Origin of the sequence: Streptomyces sp. NPDC006476, assembly GCF_040612015.1 — a bacterium.
Classification (GTDB): Bacteria; Actinomycetota; Actinomycetes; order Streptomycetales; family Streptomycetaceae; genus Streptomyces; species Streptomyces griseorubiginosus_B.
Map to the genome: position 1 here is coordinate 63,108 of NZ_JBEXPK010000022.1, position 25,485 is coordinate 88,592.

Below are 25,485 nucleotides of genomic sequence, written 5' to 3' on the forward strand. Positions count from 1 at the left end.
CATGACCGACAGCAGCGCGCTTGATCCCGAGGACCGCAAGATCGTCACCCTGGCCCGTTCCGCGCGGGCGCGCAACGGTGTGCCCGAGGGGGCGGCCGTACGGGACGAGACCGGGCGGACGTATGTCGCCGGGACCGTCGCGCTCGCCTCGCTGGAGCTGAGCGCGCTGCGCACGGCCGTTGCGATGGCGGTGGCCTCGGGTGCGAAGTCCCTGGAGGCGGCGGCCGTGGTGACCGAGGCCGGGTCCGTGCCCGAGCAGGACCTGGCGGCCGTACGGGATCTCGGCGGGGAGGGGACGCCGGTGCTGCTCGCCGGGCCCGACGGGACGGTACGCAGCACGGTCCCAGCAGGCTGAAAACCGCCCTTTTCAGAGTGGGCCGGAGTCGGCCGGAAATCCTCCTTGCCGCCTGCGTGTCTCTCGGGCATCAATGGAATCCGTAGTTCCGACGGTCCGTCAGATTCCTTACGCCACCCCCCACTCGGCGCCCCGCACCGCGCCTGTCGGCGGCCCGTCCGGACCTCTCCCATCCATCCCCACATGGCTTTCCCAGACACGGGAAGGGAGCCGGATTCCCCATGAGAGGCAAACGCAGAGCAGCAGGTGCGGCAATGGCGGTGGGGGCCCTCGCGGCCGCCTCGCTGGCGTTCGCGCCCAGTGCCCTCGCCGTCACCCCGCAGACCGCGACGATCAGCGCGGACTGCGGCGCCTTCGGCAGCGGCGAGGCCACGCTCACCGCCACCCAGGACGGCACGGCGGCCACCATCACCGTCACCTCGGCCGTCACCGCCCCGATCGCCCTGTCGCAGGACTCGATCTCCTCGACGCTCACCCTGGTGAACGGCGCCACCGGCGGCACCAGCACGTTCAGCGGGACCAAGAACCCCGCGATCGCGGCCGGTGACCCCGTCACCGTCGGCCCCCTCGACGGCACCGTCGCCTCCGGTGACAGCCTGGACGCCTACGGCGGCTCGCTGCAGCTGGTCGTCTTCGGGATCACCGTCTCCTGCACGGCGACCGGACCGCAGTCGCCCGGACCGTTCGTCTTCGACTGACCCGAGCCCGGGCTGCTCAGCCGACGGACCGTCAGTTCCTGGCAGACACACAGGAACTGACGGTCCATCAGTTCATTTCGGCATCTCCATTGACTTCTCACGCGATCCACACATCAATGCCCCCAGCGAGCACAGAAGAAGAGGGGGCACACCCATGGGTTCGCAGAACCGAAGACGCCGTCTGGCGTCGCTGTTCGGGGCGGCCGCGCTCGCGGTCACCGCGGGCGGCGCCCTGGCCTGTCCGGCCGGCGCCGCCACCAACGTGGACTTCCCCACGCACTGCATCCCGCCTGCCGTCGCCGGCATCCCGCCGATCGACGGCACCACCACGGCGAGCATCTCGGTGGACAACACCGCTCCGAAGGTCGGCGACACGGTCGCCGTGACCTACACGGTGGTCAAGCCCGCCGCCAGCAACCCCACCGCGATCGCCCTGCCGGCCGACATCATGACGCCCACCGGCAAGATCACCCTCACCGGTGCGCAGACCGGGGACGTCACCGTCGCCGGACCCAAGAAGAACGACCCGGTGCCCGGCAACGGCGCCTTCCCGTCGTTCTCCATGACCGGCACCTTCAAGGTCACCGCGCCGGGAGCGATCAAGCTCTCGCCCGGCGACTACAACATCCACACCAGCTACATCCTGGAGCTGGACACCCCGTGCACGGTGACCAACCCGCCCGCCCCGGTCTCCGAGACCGTCACGGCGACGAACTCCACCCCGGTCAACACCCGTGCCATCACCCTGAACAAGGCGTCCGGCAACCCCGGTGACAGCGTCACCGTCAGCGGCACCGGCTTCACCGCAGGCGCCACGGTGACCCTGGCCGGACGGTCCGGATCCACCCAGACCGCGGACAAGGCCACCGTCACCGCCGACGCGAGCGGCAAGATCAGCGGCTCCCTCGTCGTCAACGACAAGACGACGACCGGGATCGTGGCGTACGAGGGCAGCACGTACAGCGACGCCCTGGGCGCCGGCCCGGCCACGTACACGGTCATCGACAACACGCCGATTCCGGCCGGGAGTCAGAAGCTGATGACCACCGTGAACGCGGGCACGCTGTCGATGTCCCAGGCCGGGGACTCCGTCGCACTGTCGGCGGTGGACTTCGGCAAGGGCGGGGCCTCCACGGGCAAGCTGCAGACCGTCACCGTCAAGGACTTCCGCGGCGGCCCGGCCGGCTGGTCGCTCACCGGCAAGGTCACCGACTTCACCGGACCCGGCGCCAAGATCGACGCCGGGAAGCTGAGCTGGACCCCCGCCTGCGCCACCAAGGCGGGCAGCCCCAGCACCTGTCAGGCGGGTTCGGCGGGCACGGTGGGCACCTCGGGCGCGACCCTGGCGTCCACCCCCAACGGCACGCTGACCGGCGGTGAGTTCACAGCGGACGCCCAGCTCTCCCTGGACGTACCGGCGTTCACGCCTCCCGGGTCGTACTCCGGGGTCCTGACCCTGACGCTCAGCTGACCGTACGGGCGTCCGCACCCGCCCGTCCCTCTCCTACCGCCGAAGTCCGTGGGGGTCCGCACCCATGAGAAAGCTCTCCGTCCTCCTGCTCGGTCTGTTCCTCGCCGCTCTCGCCACGCCCGCCCACGCCGCCGACAACGGCAGCTGGTCGGTCTATCCCCTTGCCTCGAAGATCGCCGCGCGCCCCTACTTCTACCTCTCCGCCGATCCCGGTACGACCGTCTCGGACAAGGTCGTCGTCGCCAACAAGACCGTCGGGCCCATCACCTTCCGCCTCTACGCCGCCGACGCCTACAACACCGCCCGGGACGGCGGGTTCGCGGTGCGGACGGTGCACGAGAGGCAGCGGGGCGTCGGGGCCTGGGCTAGGCCCGCCGAGTCCCGGATCACCGTCCCCGCGCACGGCAGGGTCACCGTGCCCTTCACGCTGCGCGTGCCCCAGGGGGCCGAACCCGGCGACCATCCGGGCGCGTTGGTCGCGCTGGACGAGCGGATCGACAAGGGCAGCGGGTCCCTGGCGCTCGGTGTGCAGCGCGCGGTCGCCGCCCGTGTCTACCTGCGCGTGGGCGGACCCACCCTCCCCGCGATCTCCGTCGAGAACGTCCACATCAGCCACAGCCAGCCGATCGTCCCCGGCTTCGGGACCAGCACGTCGACGATCTCCTACACCCTGCACAACACCGGCAACGTCACGCTCGACCCCAAGGTGGAGCTGCGCGCGCGGGGCCTGTTCGGTCGCACCCTGCTCTCCCGCGACCTGTCCCGCATCCCCTCCGAACTCCTGCCGGGCCAGCGCGTGCACCTCACGGAGCCATGGCGCGGGGCGCCCCAACTCGACTGGGGCGACATCACGTTGACGGCGAGCGCGCAGGACACCCGGGAGTCGGCGAGCGCGTCCTTCTTCGCGGTGCCGTGGATCGCGACGGCGGTGCTGCTGGCGGTGCTGGCCGTGGGCACGGTGCTCTTCGCCAGATCGCGCCGGACGCGTGCGGTCGGTCAGGGTCCGGCGCGCCCCACGGGATCCCCGGCCACGGCGCGCGAGGCCGAGCGGGAGCGGCATCCGTCGAGGAGATGAGCTGTGCGGCGGATGCCCGGGCGTCGCACTCCGGGCGCACGCCAGGCACTGTCGCCGTACACCACCCGCCGCTCGCGGCCGGTGGTGTCTCACAGTGCGTCCGGGCCGCGCTCTCCCGTTCGTACCCGGACGACCGTCTCGACCGGCAGGGACCAGACCTTGCCGTCGCCGATCTTGCCCGTCTGTGCGGCCTTGACGATCGCGTCGATGACGGCGTCCGCGTCGGTGTCGTCGACGACGACCTCGATGCGGACCTTGGGTACCAGGTCGACCTGGTACTCGGCGCCGCGATACACCTCGGTGTGGCCGCGCTGGCGGCCGTAGCCGCTGGCCTCGGTCACGGTCAGGCCGTGCACGCCGATCTCCTGCAGGGCCGTCTTCACCTCGTCGAGGCGGTAGGGCTTGACGATCGCGGTGATGAGCTTCATGCCTGGCTCTCGGCCTTCCGGGCGGAGGGGACGACGGACGCGCTGACCGGGGCGCCGTGGCCCAGGACGCCGTGATCGTATGCGGTCTCGGCGTGCACCGTAAGGTCCAGACCGGTGTGCTCGTGCTCCTCGGCCGCCCGGAAGCCGATGGCCCTGTCCAGCAGCTTGCCGATGCCGTACGTCACGGCGAAGGAGTACGCTGCGACGACCCCCACCCCGACCGCCTGCTTACCCAGCTGGGCGAGCCCGCCGCCGTACAGCAGGCCCTCCGTGCCGCCGGTCATCGCCTTCTCGGTGAAGACGCCGATCAGCAGGGTGCCGATCACACCGCCGACCAGGTGGACGCCGACGACGTCCAGCGAGTCGTCGTAGTTCAGCCGGAACTTCCAGCTCACCGCGAACGAACAGACGACACCGGCGGCGAGGCCGACGACCAGGGCGCCGAGCAGGGAGACCGTGCCGCAGGACGGCGTGATCGCGACCAGGCCCGCGACCGCGCCGGACGCGGCGCCCAGGGTCGTCGGGTGGCCGTCCCGCTTCTGTTCGACGAAGAGCCAGCCGAGCAGACCGGTGCAGCCGGCGGCGAGGGTGTTGAGGAACGCGGCGGCCGCGAGGCCGTTGGCGCCGAGCGCGGAGCCGGCGTTGAAGCCGAACCAGCCGAACCAGAGCAGACCCGCGCCCAGCATCACCATCGGCAGGTTGTGCGGGCGCATGGCGTCCTTCTTGAACCCGAGCCGGGGGCCGAGGACCAGGGCGAGCGCGAGTCCCGAGGCGCCGGACGTGATCTCGACGGGCATACCGCCCGCGAAGTCCAGGGCGCCGAGGCGGTCCAGGATCCAGCCGCCCGGGCCCCAGACCCAGTGCGCGACCGGAACGTATACGAGCAGCGTCCACGTCGGCACGAAGACCAGCCACGCCGAGAACTTCGCCCGGTCCGCGATCGCGCCGCTGATCAGGGCCGCCGTGATGATCGCGAAGGTGAGCTGGAAGGTGGCGAACAGAACGGTGGGGACGGTGCCGTGCACGCTGTCGGGGCCCAGGCCCGCCATGCCGGCGTGCTTCAGGCCGCCGATGAGTCCGCCGCCGATGTCGTCGCCGAAGGCGAGCGAGTAGCCGGCGGCCAGCCAGACCACGGTGACCAGGGCGATCGACACGAAGCTCATCATCAGCATGTTGAGGACGCTCTTCGTGCGGACCATGCCACCGTAGAAGAGGGCCAGGCCCGGGGTCATCAGAAGGACCAGGGCGGTGGCGGCGAGCAGCCAGGCGGTGTCGCCCGTGTTGATCTGCGCGGCGGCGAAGGTCACGGTCGTCTCCATCGAGGTGGGGGCTCGTCAGAGGGTCACCGGCGTGCGTTTCCGGTTGCGTACGGCTGTGTTTCCGTAACGTTTCGTTGCGGCGGGGTTACCGAATCCTCACGGTACGGCGGGGGTCCGGGGATCAGGGAGAATGGGCGGCATGAGCGTTCGTACCCAGTCATCCGAAGAGTCGGGCGAGACCGTCCACCGTGCCGGCTTCGCCTGCTTCGTGGGGCGCCCCAACGCGGGCAAGTCCACCCTCACGAACGCTCTGGTCGGGCAGAAGGTGGCGATCACCGCGAACCAGCCGCAGACCACGCGGCACACCGTGCGGGGGATCGTGCACCGGGAGGACGCCCAGCTCATCCTGGTCGACACCCCGGGGCTGCACAAGCCGCGCACGCTGCTGGGGGAGCGGCTCAACGACGTCGTGCGCACGACGTGGGCCGAGGTGGACGTGATCGGTTTCTGCCTTCCGGCGAACGAGAAGATCGGCCCCGGTGACCGGTTCATCGCCAAGGAACTGGCGGGGATCCGCAAGACCCCCAAGATCGCGATCGTCACCAAGACCGATCTCGTCGACTCCAAGACCCTCGCCGAGCAGCTGATCGCCATCGACCAGCTGGGCAAGGAGCTCGGCTTCGAGTGGGCGGAGATCGTGCCGGTGTCGGCTGTCGGCGACAAGCAGGTGAACCTGCTGGCCGATCTCCTCGTGCCGTTGCTGCCCGAGGGGCCGGCGCTCTACCCCGAGGGTGACCTCACCGACGAGCCCGAGCAGGTCATGATCGCCGAGCTGATCCGCGAGGCGGCGCTGGAGGGTGTCCGCGACGAGCTGCCGCACTCCATCGCCGTCGTCGTCGAGGAGATGCTCCCGCGCGAGGACCGCCCCGCCGACAAACCTCTCCTGGACATCCACGCCAACCTGTTCATCGAACGCCCCAGCCAGAAGGGCATCATCATCGGCCCCAAGGGCAAGCGCCTGAAGGAGGTCGGCATCAAGTCCCGCAAACAGATCGAGGCGTTGCTGGGCACGCCGGTGTTCCTGGACCTCCACGTGAAGGTGGCGAAGGACTGGCAGCGGGATCCGAAGCAGCTGCGCCGCCTGGGTTTCTGAGCGGGACCCCTCCTCGGCACGCCGGCGGTGGCAGCTACGGCGTCTCGGCTTCTGACGGGGACAGGTCCTGTAGGCCGACCACCCGCAGCAACTGCAGTCGCTCGTACGACTCCGTGCCCGGGCGGGCCGTGTGGAGGATCAGGTGGTAGTGGCCGGTTTCGGTGAGGAGGATTTCGCAGTCCAGCTCCAGGAGGCCGACCAAGGGGTGGCGGAAGCGCTTCGTGGACTGGCGGCGGACCGCCACCTCGTGGTCGTCCCACAGGCGCGCGAACTCCTCGCTGGAGGCGAGCAGTTCGGCCACCAGCGCGGCCGGTTCGGGGTCGTCGGGGCGGGACGCGGCCACCGCCCGCAGGCTCGCCACATGGCTGCGCGCGTGGGCCGGTACGTCCTCCGGCGGGAGCAGGTCCCGGGCCGCGGGGTCCAGGAAGAAGCGGCGCAGCATGTTGCGGTCCCGCGGCGGACGAGCCGACGTGTCGCCGCTCAGCGCCCGCGACATCGCGTTCTGCGCCAGCACCTCCCCGCAGTCCGTCGAGACCATCGCCGGGGTGTCGTGCAGGCGGTCGAGGACCAGCAGCAGACCGGGGTTGACGTGCGTGGAGGCGCCGCCCCGGCGCGGCGGCTCCTCGCCGGCCAGATGGAACAGGTGGTCGCGCTCGTCGTCCGTCAGCCGCAGCGCGCGGGCCAGCGCCGTCAGGATCTGCCGGGACGGCCGCGGCCCCCGGGACTGCTCCAGGCGCGTGTAGTAGTCGGCCGACATCCCGGCCAGCTGCGCCACCTCCTCCCGCCGCAGCCCCGGCGTACGGCGGCGCGGGCCGGCCGCGAGACCCACGTCGGAGGGGTCCAGGCGGGCACGGCCACGACGCAGGAAGTCGGCGAGTTCGGCTCGGTTCACCCTTCCAGCGTGCGGGAGCCGGCCCGGCATATCCAGGGACTGCCGATCCCCTGATCGGTAGGTCTCTCCCGATGACCGGCGTCCCGCTGAAGGGTGGGTGGGGACGAGAGGAGCAGAACATGCTGACATTGGTCACGGGTACGACGGGACAGGTCGGACGGCGCTTCGTGCCGAGGCTGCTGGCACAGGCCCGGGCGGACGAGAACGTGCGGATCCTGGTGCGGGACGCGGCGCGCGCGGAGCCGTTCGCCCGGCTCGGCGCCGAGGTCGTGATCGGGGACGTACGGGACAACGAGGCCCTCGCCAAGGCGGTCGCCGGAGCGGACGCCGTCGTCAACGTCGCCGCCGCCTTCCGCGGGGTCCCGGACGAGGAGGCGTGGGCCGTCAACCGGGACGCGGCGGTGGAGCTGGGCCGCGCCGCCCTGGCCGCCGGTGTGCGGCGCTTCGTGCAGGTCAGCACGGGGCTGGTGTACGGCGTGGGGCGGGGCCGTCCGGTGACCGAGGAGGACGAGAGCCGGCCCGGCGGCACGATGTGGGGCGCCTACCCCGCATCGAAGGCGGAGGCCGAACGGGAACTGCTGGCGATGGAGGGCCTGGACCTACGGATCGCCCGGCTGCCCTTCGTCTACGGCGAGGGCGACCCGCACCTCGCCCAGTCGCTGCGCTGGGCCGGGCAGTGGGCGGCGACCCAGCGCCTGCACATGGGCCACCACGCGGACGTCGCCCAGGGCCTGCTGCGCGTCCTGCACGCCCCCGGCATCGCCGGCCGGATCTACAACATCGCCGACGACGCCCCCGTCACGGCGGTCGAACTGCACCAGCTCAACGGGGCCGAGGTGCCCGCCGAACTGCACGAGCGCACCGACCCCGACCCATGGCTGGTGATCATGTCCACCGACCGCATCCGCCGCGAGCTGGGCTACCGCCCCCGGTACCCGTCGGTCTACGCCGCCCGGGACGCCGGCGCCCTGTAGGTCACTCCACGCCCCGGATCCGCTGGACCAGCACCGCCCCCGCCAGCCCGATCACCGCCGACACCAGGTACAGCACCCGGTAGCCGCCCAGGTAGGTGACGATCGGCGCGGCGAGGGCGGGTGCCGCGACCTGGGGCAGGGCGTTGGCCACGTTGATCACGCCCAGGTCCTTGCCCCGGTCCAGGGCCTTGGGCAGCACGTCCGTCATCAGCGCGAAGTCGACCGAGGTGAAGACGCCGAAGCCGATGCCGAGCACGGCCGCCGCGACGACCGCCCCCGGCCAGGTCTGCCAGCCCGCCAGCGCACCCGTCGCCACCGCCATCAGCACCCCGGACCAGATCACGAACGGCTTGCGCCGTCCCGTCCGGTCCGACCACACCCCGCCCACCACCACCGTGGCGAGCAGCGTCACGCCGTTCACCGCGGTCAGGATCAGCACGCCCTGGTCGGGGTCGTGGTAGTGCAGCCGGTCGCGCAGATAGTAGAGCAGGTACAGCAGCACCAGCGCGTTGCTGAGGTTGATCAGGAAGCGGGTCAGCCAGGCCCACCCCAGGTCGGGATACCGCCGTGGACTGAGCCAGAACCCGGAGAGAAAGCCGCGCCAGGACCACACCGGCCGGTCCGCGGCCCCCAGCCGCAGATCCGGATACCGCAGCACGTACGGCAGCACGCCCAGCACCGTGAACACCGCGCACGCCCCATACCCGGCCCCGATCCCGCCGGCCACCGTCGCGAGCCCGGTCCCGCACACCACGCCCAGGATCTGCGCCGCCCCCAACCAGCCGCCCACGGCCCCGCGTTGCAGCCGGGGCACCCGGTCCGGCACCGCGGCCGTCACCGCCGCGAAGGCCGCGTTCAGCGTCAGCTGGACCAGGCACCAGCCGAGCGTCATCGTCGCCATCCCGCCCGCCCCGGCGAGGACCAGCAGCGACAGCGCACCGCCCGCCGCCCCGGCCACGATCCAGGGCGTACGACGGCCCCAGCGAGCGGTGGTGCGGTCCGAGAGGGCGCCGAAGAAGGGGTTGGCGACCAGGGAGACGACCGCGCCGATCCCGGTCACCCAGGCCAGCATGGTCTCCTTCGACATGCCGGAGCCGGGCGCGAAGTCCTTCGCCTGGGAGGCCAGCAGGATCTGCAGGGGGCCGTACCAGCCCACCCAGATCGCCCCGTTGGCGAGCGAGAGGGAGGCGGTCCAGCCCCGGCCGACCCGCTCGACCGGCTCGGCGAGTGCCTGCGGGGGCCGGGTGGTCGTCATCTCTGCGCCCGCAGCACGTCCCGGAACCAGCCGTACGAGGCCTTCGGCGTCCGCGCCTGCGTCTCGAAGTCCACGTGGACCAGCCCGAAGCGGCGCGCGTACCCCTCCGCCCACTCGAAGTTGTCCATCAGCGACCACACGAAGTACCCGCGCACGTCCACGCCCGCCTCCAACGCCCGGTGCAGGGCGCGCAGATGACCGTCCAGGTAGGCGATCCGGTCCAGGTCGTCGAGGCCCTCGTAACTGCAGCCGTTCTCGGTGATGACGACGGGCGGCAGCCGGTCGCCGTAGCGCTCGCGGAAGCCGGTGAGGAGTTCGGTCAGGCCCTCGGGGACGACGGGCCAGCCGAAGTCGGTCACCGGTACGCCCTCGATCTCCCGCACGGAGAAGGGCAGTTCGGCCGGGATGGTGAGGCCGCCGAACTCGATGTCCGTCCCCTGCGGGGCGCCCACGCGGGTCGGCGCGTAGTAGTTGATCCCGTACCAGTCGAGCGGCTCGGCGATGACCTTCAGATCGGCCTCGACGTCGCCCGGCATCAACTCGCCGATGCCGTCCGGGTACTGGCCGAGCAGCAGGGGGTCGGAGAACAGCCGGTTGAGCAGCAGGTCGTAGAAGTCGGCGGCTTCGACGTCGGCCTGTTCCGAGGAGGCCGGCCAGGTCGGACCGTGCGAGTTGGCGATCCCGATGTCCGTGGCACCGGCCGCGCGCAGGGCCCGTACGGCCAGACCGTGGGCCAGCAGTTGGTGGTGGGCGACCGGAAGCGCGTCGAACATCAGCTGCTTGCCGGGCGCGTGGGCGCCCAGCGCGTGCCCCAGCAGGGTCTGTTCGGCGGGCTCGTTGAGGGTGATCCACTTCCGCACCCGGTCGCCCAGCCGCTCGGCGACCACCGACACGTACTCCGCGAACCGCGAGGCCGTGTCGCGCTCCAGCCAGTCCAGGGCGACGGGCAGGTCCCAGTGGAAGAGGGTGGGGACGGGGCGGACGCCCGCGGACAGCAGCTCGTCCACGAGACGGTCGTAGAAGTCCAGGCCGCCGGGGGAGTCCACCCGCGGCCAGGAGATCGAGAAGCGGTACGCGTCCACGCCGAGGCCGGCCAGGAGGGCCACGTCCTCGCGGTAGCGGTGGACGTGGTCGCAGGCCACCGCCGCCGTGGAACCGTCCTTCACCCGCCCCGGCTCGGCCGTGAAGGCGTCCCAGACCGAGGGCTCGCGCTCGTCGACGGCGCCCTCGATCTGGTGGGCCGAGGTCGACACGCCCCAGAGGAAACCGGCCGGGAAGCGGGGTATCGGATTGCCTGCATCAGTCGCCATGGGCGGGATCATCCTTACCGCCGGTAACGGAAGTCAACGCCCTGGCGTGAACCGGTCGTTACAGCCCTTCTCTACGGCTTTCCTCACGCCCCTTCTTTCAGTACCCGGGAGATCAGCTGCCGCTGCTCCTCGGTGAGCCGGGGATCGGCGGCGTACACCGTCCTGCCGTCGACCGTGATCTCGTAGCTGAACCCGTCGGGCACGCCCGCGGGCGGCGTGACCCGGCCGGCGGCCACCGCCTTCTCGGCCAGGCCCTGCCACTCGTGCGCGTCGGGCCGCCCCGAGGTGTCCACCTCGGCGCGGCGCTCGATACCCGCGAATCCACCCGTGCGCCTCACTCGAATACGCATGGGTCCGTGTCTAGTACGGAACTACGACGTGCGCACCCCGACCTGCTCCCAGGCCTTCAGAACGGCCTGAAGCTCCTCGCCGTCGCTGTAGCGGGCCTTGGCCGCCGCCACCGTCAGCTTGGCGAAGTCCACGAACAGGGCGTCCTTCTTGAGCTCGCCGCCGGTCAGGACGTCGTACCAGATCTGGCCGGCCGTCTCCCAGGCGTGGCCGCCGAGCGCGTTCGCCGTCAGGTAGAAAGCGTGGTTGGGGATGCCGGAGTTGATGTGGACACCGCCGTTGTCACGGCCGGTGCGGACGAAGTCGTCCATGGTCGCGGGCTGCGGGTCCTTGCCGAGGACGTCGTCGTCGTACGCCGTGCCCGGCTCCTTCATGGAACGCAACGCCTTGCCCGTCACCCGGGGCGCGAGCAGGCCGGCGCCGATCAGCCAGTCGGCCTCGGCGGCGGTCTGGCCGAGCGTGTACTGCTTGATGAGCGAGCCGAAGACGTCGGACAGGGACTCGTTGAGGGCGCCGGGCTGGCCGAAGTAGGTCAGGTTGGCCGTGTACTGCGTGACGCCGTGGGTGAGTTCGTGGCCGATGACGTCGATCGGGATGGTGAAGTCGAGGAAGATCTCACCGTCACCGTCGCCGAACACCATCTGCTCGCCGTTCCAGAAGGCGTTGTTGTAGTCCTTGTCGTAGTGCACGCTCGCGTCGAGCGGGAGCCCGTTGCCGTCGATCGAGTAGCGCTCGTAGGCCTTCAGATACAGCTCGAAGGTGGCGCCGAGACCGGCGTAGGCGCGGTTGGCGGTGGCGTCCTTGCCGGGGTCGTCGCCCTCGCCGCGGATCTTGTGGCCGGGCAGGTCGGTGCCGTGGCGGGCGTCGTAGATGGTGCGGTGGGGCTGCTCGGCGGCCGCTCCGGTGGGCGGGGCGACGGCAGGGGCGCCGATGACCGTGGTCAGACGGCGGTGGGTGCGCTCGAAGGCGTCGCGCTCGAGGGTCTTGCGAGCGGCGTTGGCGAGCGCCGGGTCCTCGTGCTGGGCCAGCTTGTCGAGGATGTGCGGCGGTACGACTGTGCAGAAGACGGGCTCTGAGCCCCCGTTGGTCTTCGTCATGCCCGGCACGATGGCACTGCGTTAGCTTTATGTCACTAGGTGCGACCATGATTGGTGAAATATGGGGATGCTCCCGCCGTTGGTGATTGCGCTGTGTTATGCCGCTCCGGTTGTGTGTGGTTGCTCGCGCCGTTCCCCGCGCCCGTTTGGGGGCGCACTGCAGTCCCGCATGCTGATACGGGGCCGCCGACCCCGAGCGGCTCGGCTACAGTGGCTCGCATCATGCGTTTCGGGCTGCTTCTTCTTAGCTGCCGCGGCGAGGGCCTGTAGGACAGGTCGACTCCCTCCCCGCGGAGCTTCGTGTTGCGTCGTCGGCCGTCCTTCCGGACACCAAGAGGAGCCCCGCAATCATGGCGAACCGCCAGCAGCCCAGCAGCATGCCGATCCACAAGTACGGGAAGTACGAGCAGGTCGACATCCCCGACCGCACCTGGCCCGAGAAGCGGATCACCCAGGCACCTCGCTGGCTCTCCACCGACCTGCGCGACGGCAACCAGTCCCTGATCGACCCGATGTCGCCCGAGCGCAAGCGCCGGATGTTCGACCAGCTGGTGAAGATGGGCTACAAGGAGATCGAGGTCGGCTTCCCGGCGTCGGGCCAGACCGACTTCGACTTCGTGCGGTCGATCATCGAGGAGCCCGGGGTCATTCCCGACGACGTCACCATCTCCGTACTGACCCAGGCCCGCGAGGACCTGATCGAGCGGACCGTGGAGTCGCTGAAGGGCGCCAGGCGGGCCAACGTCCACCTGTACAACGCCACCGCGCCCGTCTTCCGCCGTGTCGTCTTCCGGGGCTCCAAGGACGACATCAAGCAGATCGCCGTCGACGGGACGCGGCTGGTGATGGAGTACGCGGAGAAGCTGCTGGGCCCGGAGACCGAGTTCGGCTACCAGTACAGCCCGGAGATCTTCACCGACACCGAGCTGGACTTCGCGCTGGAGGTCTGCGAGGCGGTCATGGACGTCTGGCAGCCCGGCCCGGACCGCGAGATCATCCTGAACCTGCCGGCGACCGTCGAGCGCTCCACGCCCTCCACCCACGCCGACCGCTTCGAGTGGATGGGCCGCAACCTGTCCCGCCGTGAGCACGTCTGCCTGTCCATCCACCCGCACAACGACCGGGGTACGGCCGTCGCCGCCGCCGAGCTGGCGCTGATGGCCGGCGCCGACCGCGTCGAGGGCTGTCTGTTCGGGCAGGGCGAGCGCACCGGCAACGTCGACCTGGTCACCCTGGGCATGAACCTGTTCTCCCAGGGCGTCGACCCGCAGATCGACTTCTCCGACATCGACGAGATCCGTCGTACGTGGGAGTACTGCAACCAGATGGAGGTCCACCCGCGCCACCCGTACGTGGGCGACCTGGTCTACACGTCCTTCTCCGGCTCCCACCAGGACGCCATCAAGAAGGGCTTCGACGCGATGGAGGCCGACGCGGCCGCCAAGGGTGTGACGGTCGACGACATCGAGTGGGCGGTGCCGTACCTGCCGATCGACCCGAAGGACGTCGGCCGCTCCTACGAGGCCGTGATCCGCGTCAACTCGCAGTCCGGCAAGGGCGGTATCGCGTACGTCCTGAAGAACGACCACAAGCTGGACCTGCCGCGCCGGATGCAGATCGAGTTCTCGAAGATCATCCAGGCGAAGACGGACGCCGAGGGCGGCGAGGTCACCGGCTCCGACATCTGGGCGGTCTTCCGGGACGAGTACCTGCCGAACCCCGAGAACCCGTGGGGCCGTATCCAGGTCAGGAACGGCCAGTCGACGACCGACACGGACGGGGTGGACACGCTCAGGGTCGAGGCGACCGTGGACGGCGAGGACACCGTCCTGACCGGTACCGGCAACGGCCCGATCTCCGCCTTCTTCGACGCCCTGCAGAAGATCGGCGTCGACGCCCGGCTGCTGGACTACCAGGAGCACACGATGAGCGAGGGCGCCTCCGCGCAGGCCGCCTCCTACATCGAATGCGCGATCGACGACAAGGTTCTGTGGGGAATCGGCATCGACGCGAACACGACGCGTGCCTCCCTGAAGGCGGTCGTCTCGGCGGTCAACCGCGCCGCCCGCTGACGTCTCTGACGTGCTGGTTCGGGGTCCTGATCTTCGTATACGGCGATCAGGGCCCCGCCCCTTTTCGGCCACCTGTTCGTGGAGGTCACGGAAAGGTCTCTTCCGGGGTACTGACTGCGCCTCCCCGATGTGGCTAACATCACGACACCGCTGCGATGTTGCCGCGGTGTTAAGGAGGTGCGACGTGCTGCCAGTACGGGGACGAAACGGCCGGGCCGCCAGGCCTGCGCGCCTCCTGGGAACCCGCACCGCGTGGACGCCCGTCGGGGACGGCGAGTTCTTCTGCCCGGGCTGCGGAGGCGACCGCAACTACCAGCGGCTGACCGGCCGCCGCCGCTTCACCCTCCTCGGCGTCCCGGTCCTGCCGCGCGGCGAGACCGGCCCGGTCGTCGAGTGCGCGGCCTGCAGCCGCCACTTCGGAACGGACGCCCTGGACCACCCCACCACCACCCGCTTCTCCGCGATGCTCCGCGACGCCGTCCACACCGTCGCCCTCGCGGTCCTCGCGGCGGGCGGCACCTGCTCCCGTACGACGCTGGAGACGGCCGCGGCCGCCGTCCGCGCCGCCGGTTTCGAGGACTGCACGGAGGACCAGCTCGGCGCGCTGGTCGACGCCCTGGCCGCGGACACCGGCCGGGTCTACGGCGAGCCGGGCGGCGCGGGCCTGGCCATAGAGCTGCACGAGGCCCTCGACCCCCTCGCCCCGCACCTCGCCCCCGTGGGCCGCGAGTCGATCCTCCTCCAGGCCGCCCGCATCGCCCTGGCCGACGGCCCCTACACGCCCGCCGAACGGGACGTCCTGACCACGGTGGGCGCGGCCCTGACCATCTGCTCGGACGACGTCAAGCGGCTGCTGGCGGCGGCACGGACGCCGTCCTGATACTCCCGCGGGAGTAACGCCCTACGGCGACCTCCCCTCGCAGTAGCCCCGAACTCGATCCCACGCCCGACGAACGCATCCCTGCGCGCCGGAAGTCTGGAAGCGGACCAGACACCCGAGCGGAGGGAGGCCCGTCCATGGGGGCCGGTGGGACAGATGCGGGACATCGGCGGGCCGTGCCCTGGGTGGTGGTCGGGCTGTGGGTGGCCGCGCTGGTGCTCGTGGGGCCGTTCGCCGGGAAGTTCTCCGGGATCCAGCAGAACCGGTCCGTGGACTATCTGCCCGACAGCGCGGACTCGACCCGGGTGGCCCGCATCCAGGACCGGCTGCCCGGCGGGGAGGCCACCGACCTGCTGGTCGTCTACCACCGGGCGGGCGGGCTCACCGCCGCCGACAAGGAGCGGGCGGGCGAGCAGGTCGCCCGGATCGAGGCCGCGTACCCGCTCAGCGACAAGCCGCGGGCCGTCCCCTCCCGGGACGGCACCACCCTGATGTACCCCGTCTCCAGCACCCGGCCCGGCCAGGACGACGAGGCGCGGGACGTCTTCGTCGACGGGGTCCGGGGCATCGCGGACGGCGGCGACGGGCTGAGCGTTCGCGTCGGCGGGCCCGGCGCGCTCAACACCGACATGGGCAAGGTCTTCGGCAGCATCGACGGCACCCTGCTGTACGCCACCCTCGGCGTCGTCACCGTCCTGCTCGTGCTCATCTACCGCAGCCCCTTCCTCTGGCTCGTCCCGCTCGCCACCGCCGGGGTCGCCGCCGGTCTGGCGATGGCCGCCGGGTACGCGCTGCACGAGGCCTTCGGCGTCACCGTCACCGGCCAGAGCGGCGGTGTGATGACCGTGCTCGTCCTGGGCGCCGGCACCGACTACGCGCTACTGCTCACCTCCCGCTACCGCGAGGAGCTGCGGAGGTACGAGCGGCCGTACGACGCCATGCGTGCGGCGCTGAAGGGCTGCGGCGCCGCGATCCTCGCCTCCTCGGCGACGGTCGCGGCCGGGCTGCTGTGCCTGCTCGCCGCCGATCTCAACAGCAGCAGCGGGATGGGACCGGTCGGGACGGTCGGTGTGCTGGCGGCCCTGCTCGCCATGACCACCCTGCTGCCCGCCGTACTGGTGCTGCTGGGGCGGCGGGTCTTCTGGCCGATGATCCCCGCCTTCGGGAGCGAGCCGAGGGTGCGGCGGTCGCTGTTCGCCGCGATGGGGACGTCCGCCACGCGCCGGCCCGTCGCGGTGCTGGCCGGCGGGGCGGTGCTGCTCGGAGCGCTGGCGCTCGGTGTCCTGCACCTCCCTGGCTCGCTCAGGCAGGAGGACTCCTTCACCAAGAAGCCCGAGTCCATCGTCGCCGCGCAGACGCTCGCGCACACCTACCCGGGGCACAGCAGCCAGCCCGTCACGGTCATCGCGCCGACCGGGAAGGCCGACGCCGTACTGGCCGCGGCGCGGGCGACGGACGGGGTCGCGCAGGCGACGGCCGGGCGGAGCGGGGGCGGCTGGAGCGAGGTGCGGGTCTTTCCCACCGCCGCCCCCGAGAGCCCGGGGGAGACGCGGACCATCGAGGCCCTGCGCGCCGGGCTCGACGATCGGTACGGCACCCATGTCGGCGGGCCCAGCGCCCAGCAGCTCGACCTCGCCGACAGCCAGGCCCGGGACCGTGAGGTCGTCGTGCCGTTGGTGCTGGCCGCCGTGTTCGTGATCCTGCTGGGTCTGCTGCGCAGCCTCGTCGCGCCGCTGATGCTGCTCGTCGCGGTCGTCGCGGTGTGGGGCGCGGCGCTCGGGATCGGGGGGCTGGTGTTCGGGCCGGTGCTCGGCTTCCAGGGCACGGACTCCGGCCTCGGGTTGCTGTCCTTCGTGTTCCTCGTGGCCCTGGGCGTCGACTACGGCATCTTCCTCATGCACCGGATGCGCGAGGAGTCCCTCGCCGGCGCCGAACCGCGGACGGCCGCGCTCACCGCGCTGCGCACCACCGGCGGGGTCATCGCCTCCGCCGGTGTCGTCCTCGCCGCGACCTTCGCCGTGCTGACCACCCTGCCGCTGGTGCCCCTGGTCGAGCTGGGGTTCGTGATCGCGGTCGGGGTGCTCCTCGACACCTTCCTGGTGCGGACGTACCTGGTGACGACGGCCAGCATGCTGCTCGGGCGGCGCGTGTGGTGGCCGGGGCGGCTGTCGCGGGAGTCGGAGCCCGTGCGGCCGGATCGTCGGCGGGAACCCGTGTGAAGCTGAACCCCGTGGAGCAGACGCAGACGAGAGCGACCGTGCCGCGGCGGGCCGACCGGATCATGGCGGTGGTCAACCGCGACCCGCGCACGGCGCCGCACGGCACGCGCAACGACGCGATCCTCGCCGCCGTGCTCGGTGCAGCAGCCGTGTGCCTGGCGCTGTTCACGGACCCGGGCCGCCGCCCGGACGCGCTCGGCTGGACGCTGCTGCTGGCCGCGCACGTGCCGCTGGTGTGGCGGCGGCACCGGGCCCTGCTCGTCCTGGTCACGGGGCTCGTGCTGCTCGTGCCGTACCACGCCCTGCAGAACAACCACTTCGCGGCGACCCCGGCCACGATCGTCGCGCTCTACACGGTCGCCGTCACCGGCCGCCCGCTGCGCACCATCCTGGCGGGCGTCGTCGTCCTCGGCGTCTCCACCGGCGCCATGCTCACCGTCAGCACCCACATGGCGGTCGAACTGCTGCGGATCTCCGGCTGGGTGATCGCCACCCTGTTCTGCGGGGTCGACGTCCGCTACTACCGGCAGTACGTCGCCGCCATCGTCGAGCGGGCCGAGCGCGCCGAACGCACCCGCGAGGAGGAGGCCCGCCGCCGGGTCGCCGAGGAACGCCTGCGGATCGCCCGCGACCTGCACGACCTGCTCGCCCACAGCATCACCCTGATCGGCGTGCAGACCTCGGTGGCCGCGCACGTCCTCGGCGCTGACCCCGAGCGCCTGGACCGGGAGACCGTCGCCAAGGCGCTGGACGACATCGCGGAGACCTGCCGGACGGCACACGGTGAACTGCGCACCACCCTGGAGGTGCTGCGCGCCTCCGAGAACGGCGACGGACGCGGCCCGCTGCCCGGCCTCGACGGACTGCCCGACCTCGTTCGGACGGCCCGGCTCGCGGGCGCGCGCGTCGAGCCGCCGCTACGGGCGCGGCAGGCACCGCCGGCCGTGGGCGCGGCCGCCTACCGGATCGTCCAGGAGGCGCTGACCAACGCCGTACGGCACGCCGGGCCCGAAGTCGCCGTACGGGTCGAGGTGCACGAGTCGGACGGGGCCCTGCGCCTGTCCGTCACCGACGACGGCACCTGCCCCGACCCCGGCACCGCGCCCGGATTCGGGCTGGCCGGCATGCGGGAGCGGGCCCGCAGCGTCGGTGGCACACTCGACGCCGGGCCACGGCGGGAGGGCGGCTTCGGGGTCACCGCCGTGCTGCCGCTCCAGACCACGGGGGAAGGGACAGGATGACCATCCGCGTGCTGCTCGCCGACGACCAGACGCTGGTACGGGCCGCGTTCGCGATGCTGGTGGAGTCGGCGCGGGACATGGACGTCGTCGGCCAGGCGGGCACCGGCCGGGAGGCGGTGGAGCTGACCCGCGCAGAGCGGCCCGACCTGGTGGTGATGGACATCCGGATGCCGGACCTGGACGGCATCGAGGCGACCCGGCTCATCGCCGCGGACGCGGAGCTGAGGGATGTCCGGGTCCTCGTCCTCACCACCTACGACACCGACGAGAACATCGTCGAGGCGCTGCGCGCCGGAGCCTCCGGGTTCCTGGTCAAGGACACCCGTCCGGCCGGACTCCTCGACGCCGTCCGTACCGTGGCCGCGGGCGAGGCCCTGCTCTCGCCGGGGCCCACGGCACGGCTGATCGAGCGGTTCCTGCGCAGCCCGTCGACGCCGGCGACGGGCGGCCCGGAGTGTCTGTCGGACCGGGAGCGGGAGGTGCTGGGGCTGGTGGCGCGGGGCCTCAACAACGCGGAGATCGCCGGGGCGTTGGGGCTGAGCCCGCTCACCGCCAAGACGCACGTCAGCCGGATCATGGGCAAGCTCGGGACGCGGGACCGGGCGCAGCTGGTGATGGTGGCCTACGAGTCGGGACTGGTGACTCCGGGAACCATGGACCCGTGACCCTCCTGAGCCGCACCTTCCTCGTCACCCTCGCGGTCCTCGCCCCCACCACGGCGACGGCGCACGCCTCCACCGCCCACGGCTGCACGTCCTCCGTCCCCTACGTCTCCGGCGAGGGCGGCTACGACACCTACCGCATCCCGGCGACCGTCACGACCCGGCGGGGCACCGTGCTCGCTTTCGCCGAAGGGCGGCACAACAGCCCCTCCGACACCGGGCACATCGATGTCGTCCTGCGCCGGTCGGACGACGGCGGCTGCACCTGGGGGCCGTTGCGGGTGGTGGCCGCCGGGGACGGGGACACGCGGGGCAATCCGGCGCCGGTCGTCGATCCGCGCACCGGGGCGATCGTGCTGCTGACCTGCTACAACAGCGGTGCTGTGACGGAGGCGCAGATCATGCGCGGGGAGGTGACGCCCGAGCGGGGACGGCGGGTGTTCGTGCAGCTCAGCCGGGACGACGGGCTGACCTTCTCCGCGCCCCGCGAGATCACGGCCCAGGTGAAGCGGCCGGACTGGCGGTGGTACGCGACGGGGCCGGGCCACGCCGTCGCCCTCACCCGCGGCCTGCACGCCGGCCGCTTGGTGGTCGCCGCCAACCACTCCGGCCCGCCGCCCGCCGGTTCCCCCGACACCGGCGCGGAGGCCAGGTACTACGGCGCGCACGACATCTACAGCGACGATGGCGGAGACAGCTGGCACATCGGGTTCACGGACGACACCTACGACGGCGTGGTCAACGCCAACGAGTCCACCGCCGCCCAACTCCCCGACGGACGGCTGTACTTCAACTCCCGCGACCAGAACGGCACGACCCCCGGCAACCGGGTGGACACCTACTCCGGGGACGGCGGCGAGAGCGTCGACCACCCCTACGCCGGGCAGCCCACCCTCGACGACGCCCCGGTCGTCGAGGGCAGCGTCCTCCAACTCGCCGGACGGGAAGCCCCGTTGCTCTTCTCGGCCCCGTCCGTCCCGACCGCCCGCCGCTCGATGGCCGTCTGGAGCAGCGCGGACGCCGGAGCGACCTTCACGAGGTCCTTGACCCTCGCCGACCAGCCGGCCGCCTACTCCGACCTGACCCAGGTGGACGCCCGGACGGTCGGCCTCCTGTACGAGAAGGGCACGACCGGCCCGTACGACACGATCGAGTTCCGCAGGCTGCCGGTCGACGGGCTCTGAGCCGCGGGCGGCACGTCCGGCGGAGCCCTCAGTGCAGTCCGGCGGCGGCGAGGTACTTGCCGATCCGTTCCACCTCCTCCGGTGACAGCGGCACCTGGGGTTCCGCCGTCGCCGGGCAGTCGATGACGCCCCGCAGGTGCAGCGCCGCCTTGAAGGCGCCCAGCGCCGACGAGCTGCCGCCCATACGGGCCGGGTCGCCCACGCCCACCAGCCGGAACAGGGCGCACAGCCGCTCCTGTTCGGCCCGCGCCCGCTCCCGGTCACCGTCCCGGCAGAGACGGACGAGACGGACGTAGCCATGGGGGTCGACGTTGGCGAGGCCCGGGACGGCTCCGTCGGCGCCGAGCGCGAGGGCGGCATCGACGACCAGCTCCGAGCCGGTCAGGACACTGAAGCCGGGCAGCGCGCGGGCGCCCGTGACGACCTCGCGGAAGGCGGCCAGGTCGCCGCTGGAGTCCTTGAGCCCCGCGAGGGTGCCGTCGGCGGCGAGGGCGAGGACCAGGTCGGCGGGGAGTTTCGTGTGGACGGCCACCGGGATGTCGTAGGCGATCACCGGGACCGGGGAACCCTGCGCGACCAGGCGGAAGTGGCGGGCGATCTCGGCGGGGTGGGTGCGGGTGTAGAAGGGCGCCGTCACCACCACCGCGTCCGCGCCCGCCGAGGTCACGGCCCGCACATGGTCCAGGACGCGGGGGGTCGTCATGTCGATCGCCCCGGCCAGGACGGGGAGCCGGCCGGACACATGGGCGGCCACCGACTCCACGACCAGCCGCCGCTGCCCGTCGGTCAGATAGGCCGCCTCCGACGAGGAGCCCAGCACGAACAGCGCGTCCACCCCGGCGTCCACCAGATGGTCGACCAGCCTGAGCAGCGAGGGGACGTCCACCTCGCGGTCCGGTGTCAGGGGCGTGCAGACGGGCGGGACGACACCGGTCAGCGGGGTGGGAAGGGTCATGAGGGCTCCCTGGGGTGGTTCTGCCGTACGAGGTCGCGCGTAGATTCGGCCTCCTGAACAGGATGGTGGCAGCGGAACCGGTGACCGGGCGCCGACGCGGCCGAGAATTCCGGCATCTCGGACGCGCACCGGCCGTCCGCCTTCCAGCAGCGGGTACGGAAGGGACAGCCGGAGGGCGGCCGGGTCGCGGACGGCACCGGGCCGGTGAGGGGGATCGGCTCGACGGGATGCAGCAGTCCGGGGGTCGCCGAGAACAAGGCCCGGGTGTACGGGTGGCGGGCCCGGTCCGTGACCTCGGTGGCCGGGGACTCCTCCACGATCCTGCCGAGGTACATGGTGATCACGCGGTCGCTCATCCGCCGTACCGTCTGGATGTCGTGCGAGACGAAGACCAGGGCGAGGCCCAGCCGCTCCCTCAGGTCGAGGAGGAGGTTGAGGATCTGGGCGCGGACGGAGACGTCGAGGGCGCTCGTGGGTTCGTCCGCCACGACCAGATCGGGCTCCAGGGCCAACGCCCGTGCGATCGCCACCCGTTGGCGCTGACCGCCGGACAACTGGCCGGGCAGGGCGTCGGCGAGGGCGCCCGGCAGACCCACGAGGCCCATCAACTCCCGTACCCGGTCCTCGCGTTCCGCGGTCGTGCCGCGCCGGTGCACGTTCAGTGGGTCCCGCAGGATCCGCCGTACCGGCAGCCGGCGGTTCAGGGCGGTCGAGGGGTCCTGGAAGACCATGCCGGTGCCGGCGCCTACGGTGGTACGGCGTTCGGCGGGCGGCATCGACCACAGGTCGCGGCCCCGGAAGGACACCGTGCCCCCGGTCGGCCGTTGGATGCCGACCAGCACCTTCGCCAGCGTCGACTTGCCGCACCCGGACTCGCCGACGACGCCGACCGTCTCGCCGGGCGCGACGGCGAGGTCGGCGCCGGTGAGGGCGTACACCCGGTCACGGGTGAACAGGCCGCCGCTACGGGCCCGGTGGACGACATGGGCGCCGGACAGCTCGACGATCGCGTTCACTGCACCGCCTCCGACGACGTCACGAGATCGACCGCGGGATGGTGACAGGCCGCCGTGTGGGCGGGCGTGCCGAGCAGGCCGGGCGGGGTGGTGCGGCAGACGCCGGTGGCGAGCGGGCAGCGGTCGGCGAAGCGGCAGCCGGCCGGGAAGTCGGCGGGGGACGGGACGACACCCCTGATCTGGGTCATGCGCTCCTCGGCGGACTCCAGGGACAGCACGCTGCCCAGCAGCCCGCGCGTGTAGTGGTGGGCCGGCTCCTCGACCAGGTCGGCGGTGACGCCCGTCTCCACGATCTGCCCGCCGTACATCACCACCACCCGGTCGGTGACGTCCGCGACCAGCGCCAGGTCGTGCGAGACGAGGATCAGCGCGAAGCCCAGCTCCTCGCGCAGTCGCAGCAGCAGCTCCATGACCTGCGCCTGGACCGTCACGTCCAGCGCGGTCGTCGGCTCGTCGGCGATGATCAGCCTAGGCTCGCGGGAGAGGGCCATGGCGATCAGGACCCGCTGCCGCTGGCCGCCGGAGAGTTCGTGCGGGTAGCTGCGCAGGGTGCGGTCGGGGTCGAGGCCGACCAGGGCGAGCAGTTCGGCGGGGGTGCGGTGGCCGCCGCGCCGTACGACCTGCTTGAGCTGGGCGCGGACGGTCATCGCCGGGTTCAGGGAGGACAGCGCGTCCTGGTAGACCATCGCCATCTCGTGGCCGAGCAGCCGACGCCGTACCCGCAGTGGCTCGGCGAGCAACTCCCGCTGCTGGAAGCGGACTTGACCACCGATCCGGGCGTCCTTCGGCTGGAGTCCCATGACGGTCAGGGCGGTCAGCGACTTGCCGCATCCCGACTCCCCGACAAGCCCCAGCACCTCACCGGGCCGTACCTCGAAGCTGATGCCGTCCACGATGTCGACGCCGCCGTGCCGGGAGTCGAAGCCGATGGTGAGGTCCTCCACCGCGAGCACGGGCTGCCGCCCCTGGGGGAGGGGACGGGCCCTGGTGCGCAGTCGCGCCGCTGCCGCAGCCAGCCCGGGCAGCCGCAGCACCTCCCCGCTCCCCGGCTCCGGAGCCTGAACCGGGTCGTCCTCACCCCGCACCTCCACCGCACGCCCCGCCGGGACGGCCCACGCGTCCGACACGCCCTCGGACAGGACGTTCAACGACAGCACGGTCACCAGCATCAGCAGCCCGGGAAAGACGGTCGCCCACCACCCCCCGGTCAGCACCATGTTCTTGCCGTCAGCGATGACACTGCCCCAGGACGGGTCCGGCGGCCGGACCCCCGCCCCGATGAACGACAGGGAGGCCTCGAAGACGACGGCCTCGGCGACCTGCACGGTGCAGAACACCAGCACCGGGGCGGCGCAGTTGACGGCGACATGGCGCAGCACGATGTGCGGGGTCCGGGCGCCGATCACCCGTTCCGCCGTCACATAGTCCTCGCCGTACTGGTCGAGGACGTTGGCCCGCACGACCCGTGCCACCGGCGGGATGAACAGGAACGCGATCGCGCAGATCAGCACCGTGATCCCGCCCCCGAAGACCGCCACCAGCACGGCGGCCAGCGCGATGCCGGGGAACGCCATCACCACGTCCAGGCAGCGCATCAGCGTCTCGTCGACCCCCTTGCGCGAGGTCGCGGCGACCGCCCCGATCAGCGCTCCCACGACCAGCGCGAGCGCGGTCGCGCCGAGCCCGATGGCCAGCGACCAGCGGGCGCCGTACATCAGCCGGCTGAGGATGTCCCGGCCGAGGCTGTCCTGGCCCATCCAGTGGTCGGCGGACGGATGCCCGGTGTCGTCGACGAGCGGCTGCTGGTCGAGCGGGTCGTCCGGCGCGATCAGCGGGGCCAGCAGGGCGACCAGGACGACGACGGCCAGGAAGCAGACGGCGGCCTTCGACAGCGGCGGGAGCCGCCGCCATCCGCGCGGGCGCAGCCCCGGTCGGGACAGGATCCCGGCGAGGTCCTTGCGGGTGGGGAACGTCATGACGCCTCCCTGAGGCGCGGGTTGAGCAGCAGGTACAGGACGTCGATGACGAGGTTGACCACGACGAACCCGGTCGCGGTCGTCAGGACGACGCCCTGTACGACCGCCGGGTCGCCGTTCTGCACGGCGTCGATCATCAGCTTGCCCATGCCCGGCAGCGCGAAGATCGTCTCGATGACGACGGCGCCGCCGAGCAGATAGCCGACGCGCAGCCCGAGCACGGTCAGCGGGTTGACGAGCGCGTTCCGCAGGACGTTGCGGCCCACGACGACACGCGGCGGCAGTCCGCTGCCGATCGCCGTACGGACGTAGTCCTTGTCGAGCTCCTCCACCACCGACGTCCTGACGATCCGGGTGAGTTGGGCCGCGACCGGCAGTGACAGGGCCAGGGCGGGCAGGGTCATGGTCCGCAGCCAGCCGGTGAGGGAGTCGGCCGGGTTGATGTAGCCGCCGGTCGGGAACCAGCCCCGGTCGACCGCCAGGTACTGGATCATCAGCAGCGCCAGCCAGAAGGCGGGGGCCGCGACGCCGATGAGGGAGACGACCCGGATGATCTGGTCGGGGAGGCGGCCGCGGTGGATGGCCGCCGTGACCCCGCCGAGCAGGGACAGCACCACGGCGATCGCGAGGCCCAGGAAGGTGAGCTGGAGGGTGAGCGGCAGCGCGGTGGCGACCTGGTCGAGGACCGGGGCGCGGGTCAGGGCGCTGGTGCCGAGGTCGCCGTGGAGCAGGTCGCCGACGAAGTGGACGTAGCGCACGGGCAGCGGGTCGAGCAGGCCGTTGCGCTCACGGAAGTCGTGCAGCTGTTGAGCGGTCGGGTTGGATCCCTGGAAGAACGCGGACGCCGGGTCGACGTCGGAGAAGCGCATCACCAGGAACACGAACAGCACCACGCCGAGCATCAGCGGCACGAGCAGGGCGACACGGCGGACGAGGATGCGCAGGACGGCGATCACGACGGTGCC

23 protein-coding genes are annotated in these 25,485 nt (G+C 71.8%); 12 read left to right on the plus strand and 11 right to left on the minus strand.

Annotated features, from left to right (window positions below; all coding sequences use genetic code 11):
* Window position 1 precedes the first annotated feature (1 nt).
* The 4 genes from ABZZ74_RS25010 to ABZZ74_RS25025 all read left to right on the plus strand — a co-directional run bounded on the left by ABZZ74_RS25010 (window position 2) and on the right by ABZZ74_RS25025 (window position 3,599).
* Window positions 2-355 (plus strand): cytidine deaminase, encoded by a 354-nt coding sequence (locus tag ABZZ74_RS25010; RefSeq protein ID WP_356768459.1) that lies wholly within the window; start codon window positions 2-4, stop codon window positions 353-355.
* A 221-nt stretch (window positions 356-576) separates the two neighbouring features.
* Complete coding sequence (locus tag ABZZ74_RS25015; RefSeq protein ID WP_356768461.1) at window positions 577-1,053, plus strand: hypothetical protein; 477 nt, start codon at window positions 577-579, stop codon at window positions 1,051-1,053.
* Window positions 1,054-1,207: 154 nt separating this feature from the next.
* On the plus strand, window positions 1,208-2,524 hold the full coding sequence (locus ABZZ74_RS25020; RefSeq protein WP_356768463.1) for a beta-xylosidase: 1,317 nt from the start codon (window positions 1,208-1,210) through the stop codon (window positions 2,522-2,524).
* A 64-nt stretch (window positions 2,525-2,588) separates the two neighbouring features.
* Complete coding sequence (locus ABZZ74_RS25025; protein ID WP_356768465.1) at window positions 2,589-3,599, plus strand: DUF916 domain-containing protein; 1,011 nt, start codon at window positions 2,589-2,591, stop codon at window positions 3,597-3,599.
* Window positions 3,600-3,688: 89 nt separating this feature from the next.
* Here ABZZ74_RS25025 and ABZZ74_RS25030 read toward each other — a convergent pair whose 3' ends face one another.
* Together ABZZ74_RS25030 and ABZZ74_RS25035 are read right to left on the minus strand one after the other, a co-directional pair.
* Window positions 3,689-4,027 (minus strand): P-II family nitrogen regulator, encoded by a 339-nt coding sequence (locus ABZZ74_RS25030; RefSeq protein WP_133041072.1) that lies wholly within the window; start codon window positions 4,025-4,027, stop codon window positions 3,689-3,691.
* The gene (locus ABZZ74_RS25035) at window positions 4,024-5,334 is read right to left on the minus strand and encodes an ammonium transporter (protein ID WP_356768467.1); all 1,311 of its coding nucleotides are present in this window, start codon (window positions 5,332-5,334) and stop codon (window positions 4,024-4,026) included. Before ABZZ74_RS25035 ends, ABZZ74_RS25030 begins: the two co-directional genes overlap by 4 nt.
* A gap of 151 nt (window positions 5,335-5,485) precedes the next feature.
* On the opposite strand from ABZZ74_RS25035, the gene era reads away from it, so the two are divergent.
* Window positions 5,486-6,439 carry a GTPase Era gene (era, locus tag ABZZ74_RS25040; RefSeq protein ID WP_240867561.1) on the plus strand — a complete coding sequence of 318 codons (954 nt, stop codon included), beginning with the start codon at window positions 5,486-5,488 and terminating at the stop codon, window positions 6,437-6,439.
* 34 nt (window positions 6,440-6,473) lie between these two features.
* On the opposite strand, the gene ABZZ74_RS25045 is transcribed toward era, so the two are convergent.
* Window positions 6,474-7,331, minus strand: coding sequence for a helix-turn-helix transcriptional regulator (locus ABZZ74_RS25045; protein WP_356768470.1), 858 nt, complete (start codon window positions 7,329-7,331; stop codon window positions 6,474-6,476).
* A gap of 119 nt (window positions 7,332-7,450) precedes the next feature.
* On the opposite strand from ABZZ74_RS25045, the gene ABZZ74_RS25050 reads away from it, so the two are divergent.
* A complete protein-coding gene (locus tag ABZZ74_RS25050) occupies window positions 7,451-8,305 on the plus strand; it encodes an NAD(P)-dependent oxidoreductase (RefSeq protein WP_356768472.1) in 855 nt (284 codons plus the stop codon).
* 1 nt (window position 8,306) lies between these two features.
* Here the strand turns inward: ABZZ74_RS25050 and ABZZ74_RS25055 are convergent, their stop codons facing one another.
* The 4 genes from ABZZ74_RS25055 to ABZZ74_RS25070 all read right to left on the minus strand — a co-directional run bounded on the left by ABZZ74_RS25055 (window position 8,307) and on the right by ABZZ74_RS25070 (window position 12,315).
* On the minus strand, window positions 8,307-9,560 hold the full coding sequence (locus ABZZ74_RS25055; RefSeq protein ID WP_356768473.1) for an MFS transporter: 1,254 nt from the start codon (window positions 9,558-9,560) through the stop codon (window positions 8,307-8,309).
* Window positions 9,557-10,870 (minus strand): GH1 family beta-glucosidase, encoded by a 1,314-nt coding sequence (locus ABZZ74_RS25060; RefSeq protein WP_356768475.1) that lies wholly within the window; start codon window positions 10,868-10,870, stop codon window positions 9,557-9,559. The genes ABZZ74_RS25055 and ABZZ74_RS25060 overlap by 4 nt, the downstream gene beginning before the upstream one ends.
* An 83-nt stretch (window positions 10,871-10,953) precedes the next feature.
* A complete protein-coding gene (locus ABZZ74_RS25065; protein ID WP_356768477.1) occupies window positions 10,954-11,220 on the minus strand; it encodes a protealysin inhibitor emfourin in 267 nt (88 codons plus the stop codon).
* Between the two features lie 21 nt (window positions 11,221-11,241).
* Window positions 11,242-12,315, minus strand: coding sequence for a M4 family metallopeptidase (locus tag ABZZ74_RS25070; protein WP_356768479.1), 1,074 nt, complete (start codon window positions 12,313-12,315; stop codon window positions 11,242-11,244).
* 350 nt (window positions 12,316-12,665) lie between these two features.
* Here ABZZ74_RS25070 and leuA point away from each other — a divergent pair, with 350 nt between their 5' ends.
* The 6 genes from leuA (at window position 12,666) to ABZZ74_RS25100 (ending at window position 20,573) form a co-directional block, all read left to right on the plus strand.
* A complete protein-coding gene (gene leuA / locus ABZZ74_RS25075; RefSeq protein ID WP_356768481.1) occupies window positions 12,666-14,387 on the plus strand; it encodes a 2-isopropylmalate synthase in 1,722 nt (573 codons plus the stop codon).
* A 184-nt stretch (window positions 14,388-14,571) separates the two neighbouring features.
* A complete protein-coding gene (locus tag ABZZ74_RS25080) occupies window positions 14,572-15,267 on the plus strand; it encodes a TerB family tellurite resistance protein (RefSeq protein ID WP_356768483.1) in 696 nt (231 codons plus the stop codon).
* A 137-nt stretch (window positions 15,268-15,404) separates the two neighbouring features.
* Window positions 15,405-17,486, plus strand: a complete 2,082-nt coding sequence (locus ABZZ74_RS25085) for an MMPL family transporter (protein WP_356768485.1) — start codon at window positions 15,405-15,407, stop codon at window positions 17,484-17,486.
* Window positions 17,487-17,548: 62 nt separating this feature from the next.
* On the plus strand, window positions 17,549-18,727 hold the full coding sequence (locus ABZZ74_RS25090) for a sensor histidine kinase (protein ID WP_356768618.1): 1,179 nt from the start codon (window positions 17,549-17,551) through the stop codon (window positions 18,725-18,727).
* The gene (locus ABZZ74_RS25095; RefSeq protein ID WP_356768487.1) at window positions 18,724-19,392 is read left to right on the plus strand and encodes a response regulator transcription factor; all 669 of its coding nucleotides are present in this window, start codon (window positions 18,724-18,726) and stop codon (window positions 19,390-19,392) included. Before ABZZ74_RS25090 ends, ABZZ74_RS25095 begins: the two co-directional genes overlap by 4 nt.
* Window positions 19,389-20,573, plus strand: coding sequence for a sialidase family protein (locus tag ABZZ74_RS25100; RefSeq protein WP_356768489.1), 1,185 nt, complete (start codon window positions 19,389-19,391; stop codon window positions 20,571-20,573). Before ABZZ74_RS25095 ends, ABZZ74_RS25100 begins: the two co-directional genes overlap by 4 nt.
* Window positions 20,574-20,601: 28 nt before the next feature.
* On the opposite strand, the gene ABZZ74_RS25105 is transcribed toward ABZZ74_RS25100, so the two are convergent.
* Genes ABZZ74_RS25105 through ABZZ74_RS25120 form a run of 4 tightly spaced genes read right to left on the minus strand, consistent with a single transcriptional unit; the run spans window position 20,602 to window position 25,476 of the window.
* Window positions 20,602-21,528, minus strand: a complete 927-nt coding sequence (locus ABZZ74_RS25105; RefSeq protein WP_356768491.1) for a dihydrodipicolinate synthase family protein — start codon at window positions 21,526-21,528, stop codon at window positions 20,602-20,604.
* Window positions 21,525-22,544: an ABC transporter ATP-binding protein gene (locus ABZZ74_RS25110; RefSeq protein ID WP_356768493.1), complete on the minus strand. Its 1,020-nt coding sequence runs from the start codon at window positions 22,542-22,544 to the stop codon at window positions 21,525-21,527. Before ABZZ74_RS25110 ends, ABZZ74_RS25105 begins: the two co-directional genes overlap by 4 nt.
* Window positions 22,541-24,520: a dipeptide/oligopeptide/nickel ABC transporter permease/ATP-binding protein gene (locus ABZZ74_RS25115; protein WP_356768495.1), complete on the minus strand. Its 1,980-nt coding sequence runs from the start codon at window positions 24,518-24,520 to the stop codon at window positions 22,541-22,543. The genes ABZZ74_RS25110 and ABZZ74_RS25115 overlap by 4 nt, the downstream gene beginning before the upstream one ends.
* Window positions 24,517-25,476 (minus strand): ABC transporter permease, encoded by a 960-nt coding sequence (locus ABZZ74_RS25120; RefSeq protein ID WP_356768497.1) that lies wholly within the window; start codon window positions 25,474-25,476, stop codon window positions 24,517-24,519. The genes ABZZ74_RS25115 and ABZZ74_RS25120 overlap by 4 nt, the downstream gene beginning before the upstream one ends.
* Window positions 25,477-25,485: the final 9 nt, after the last annotated feature.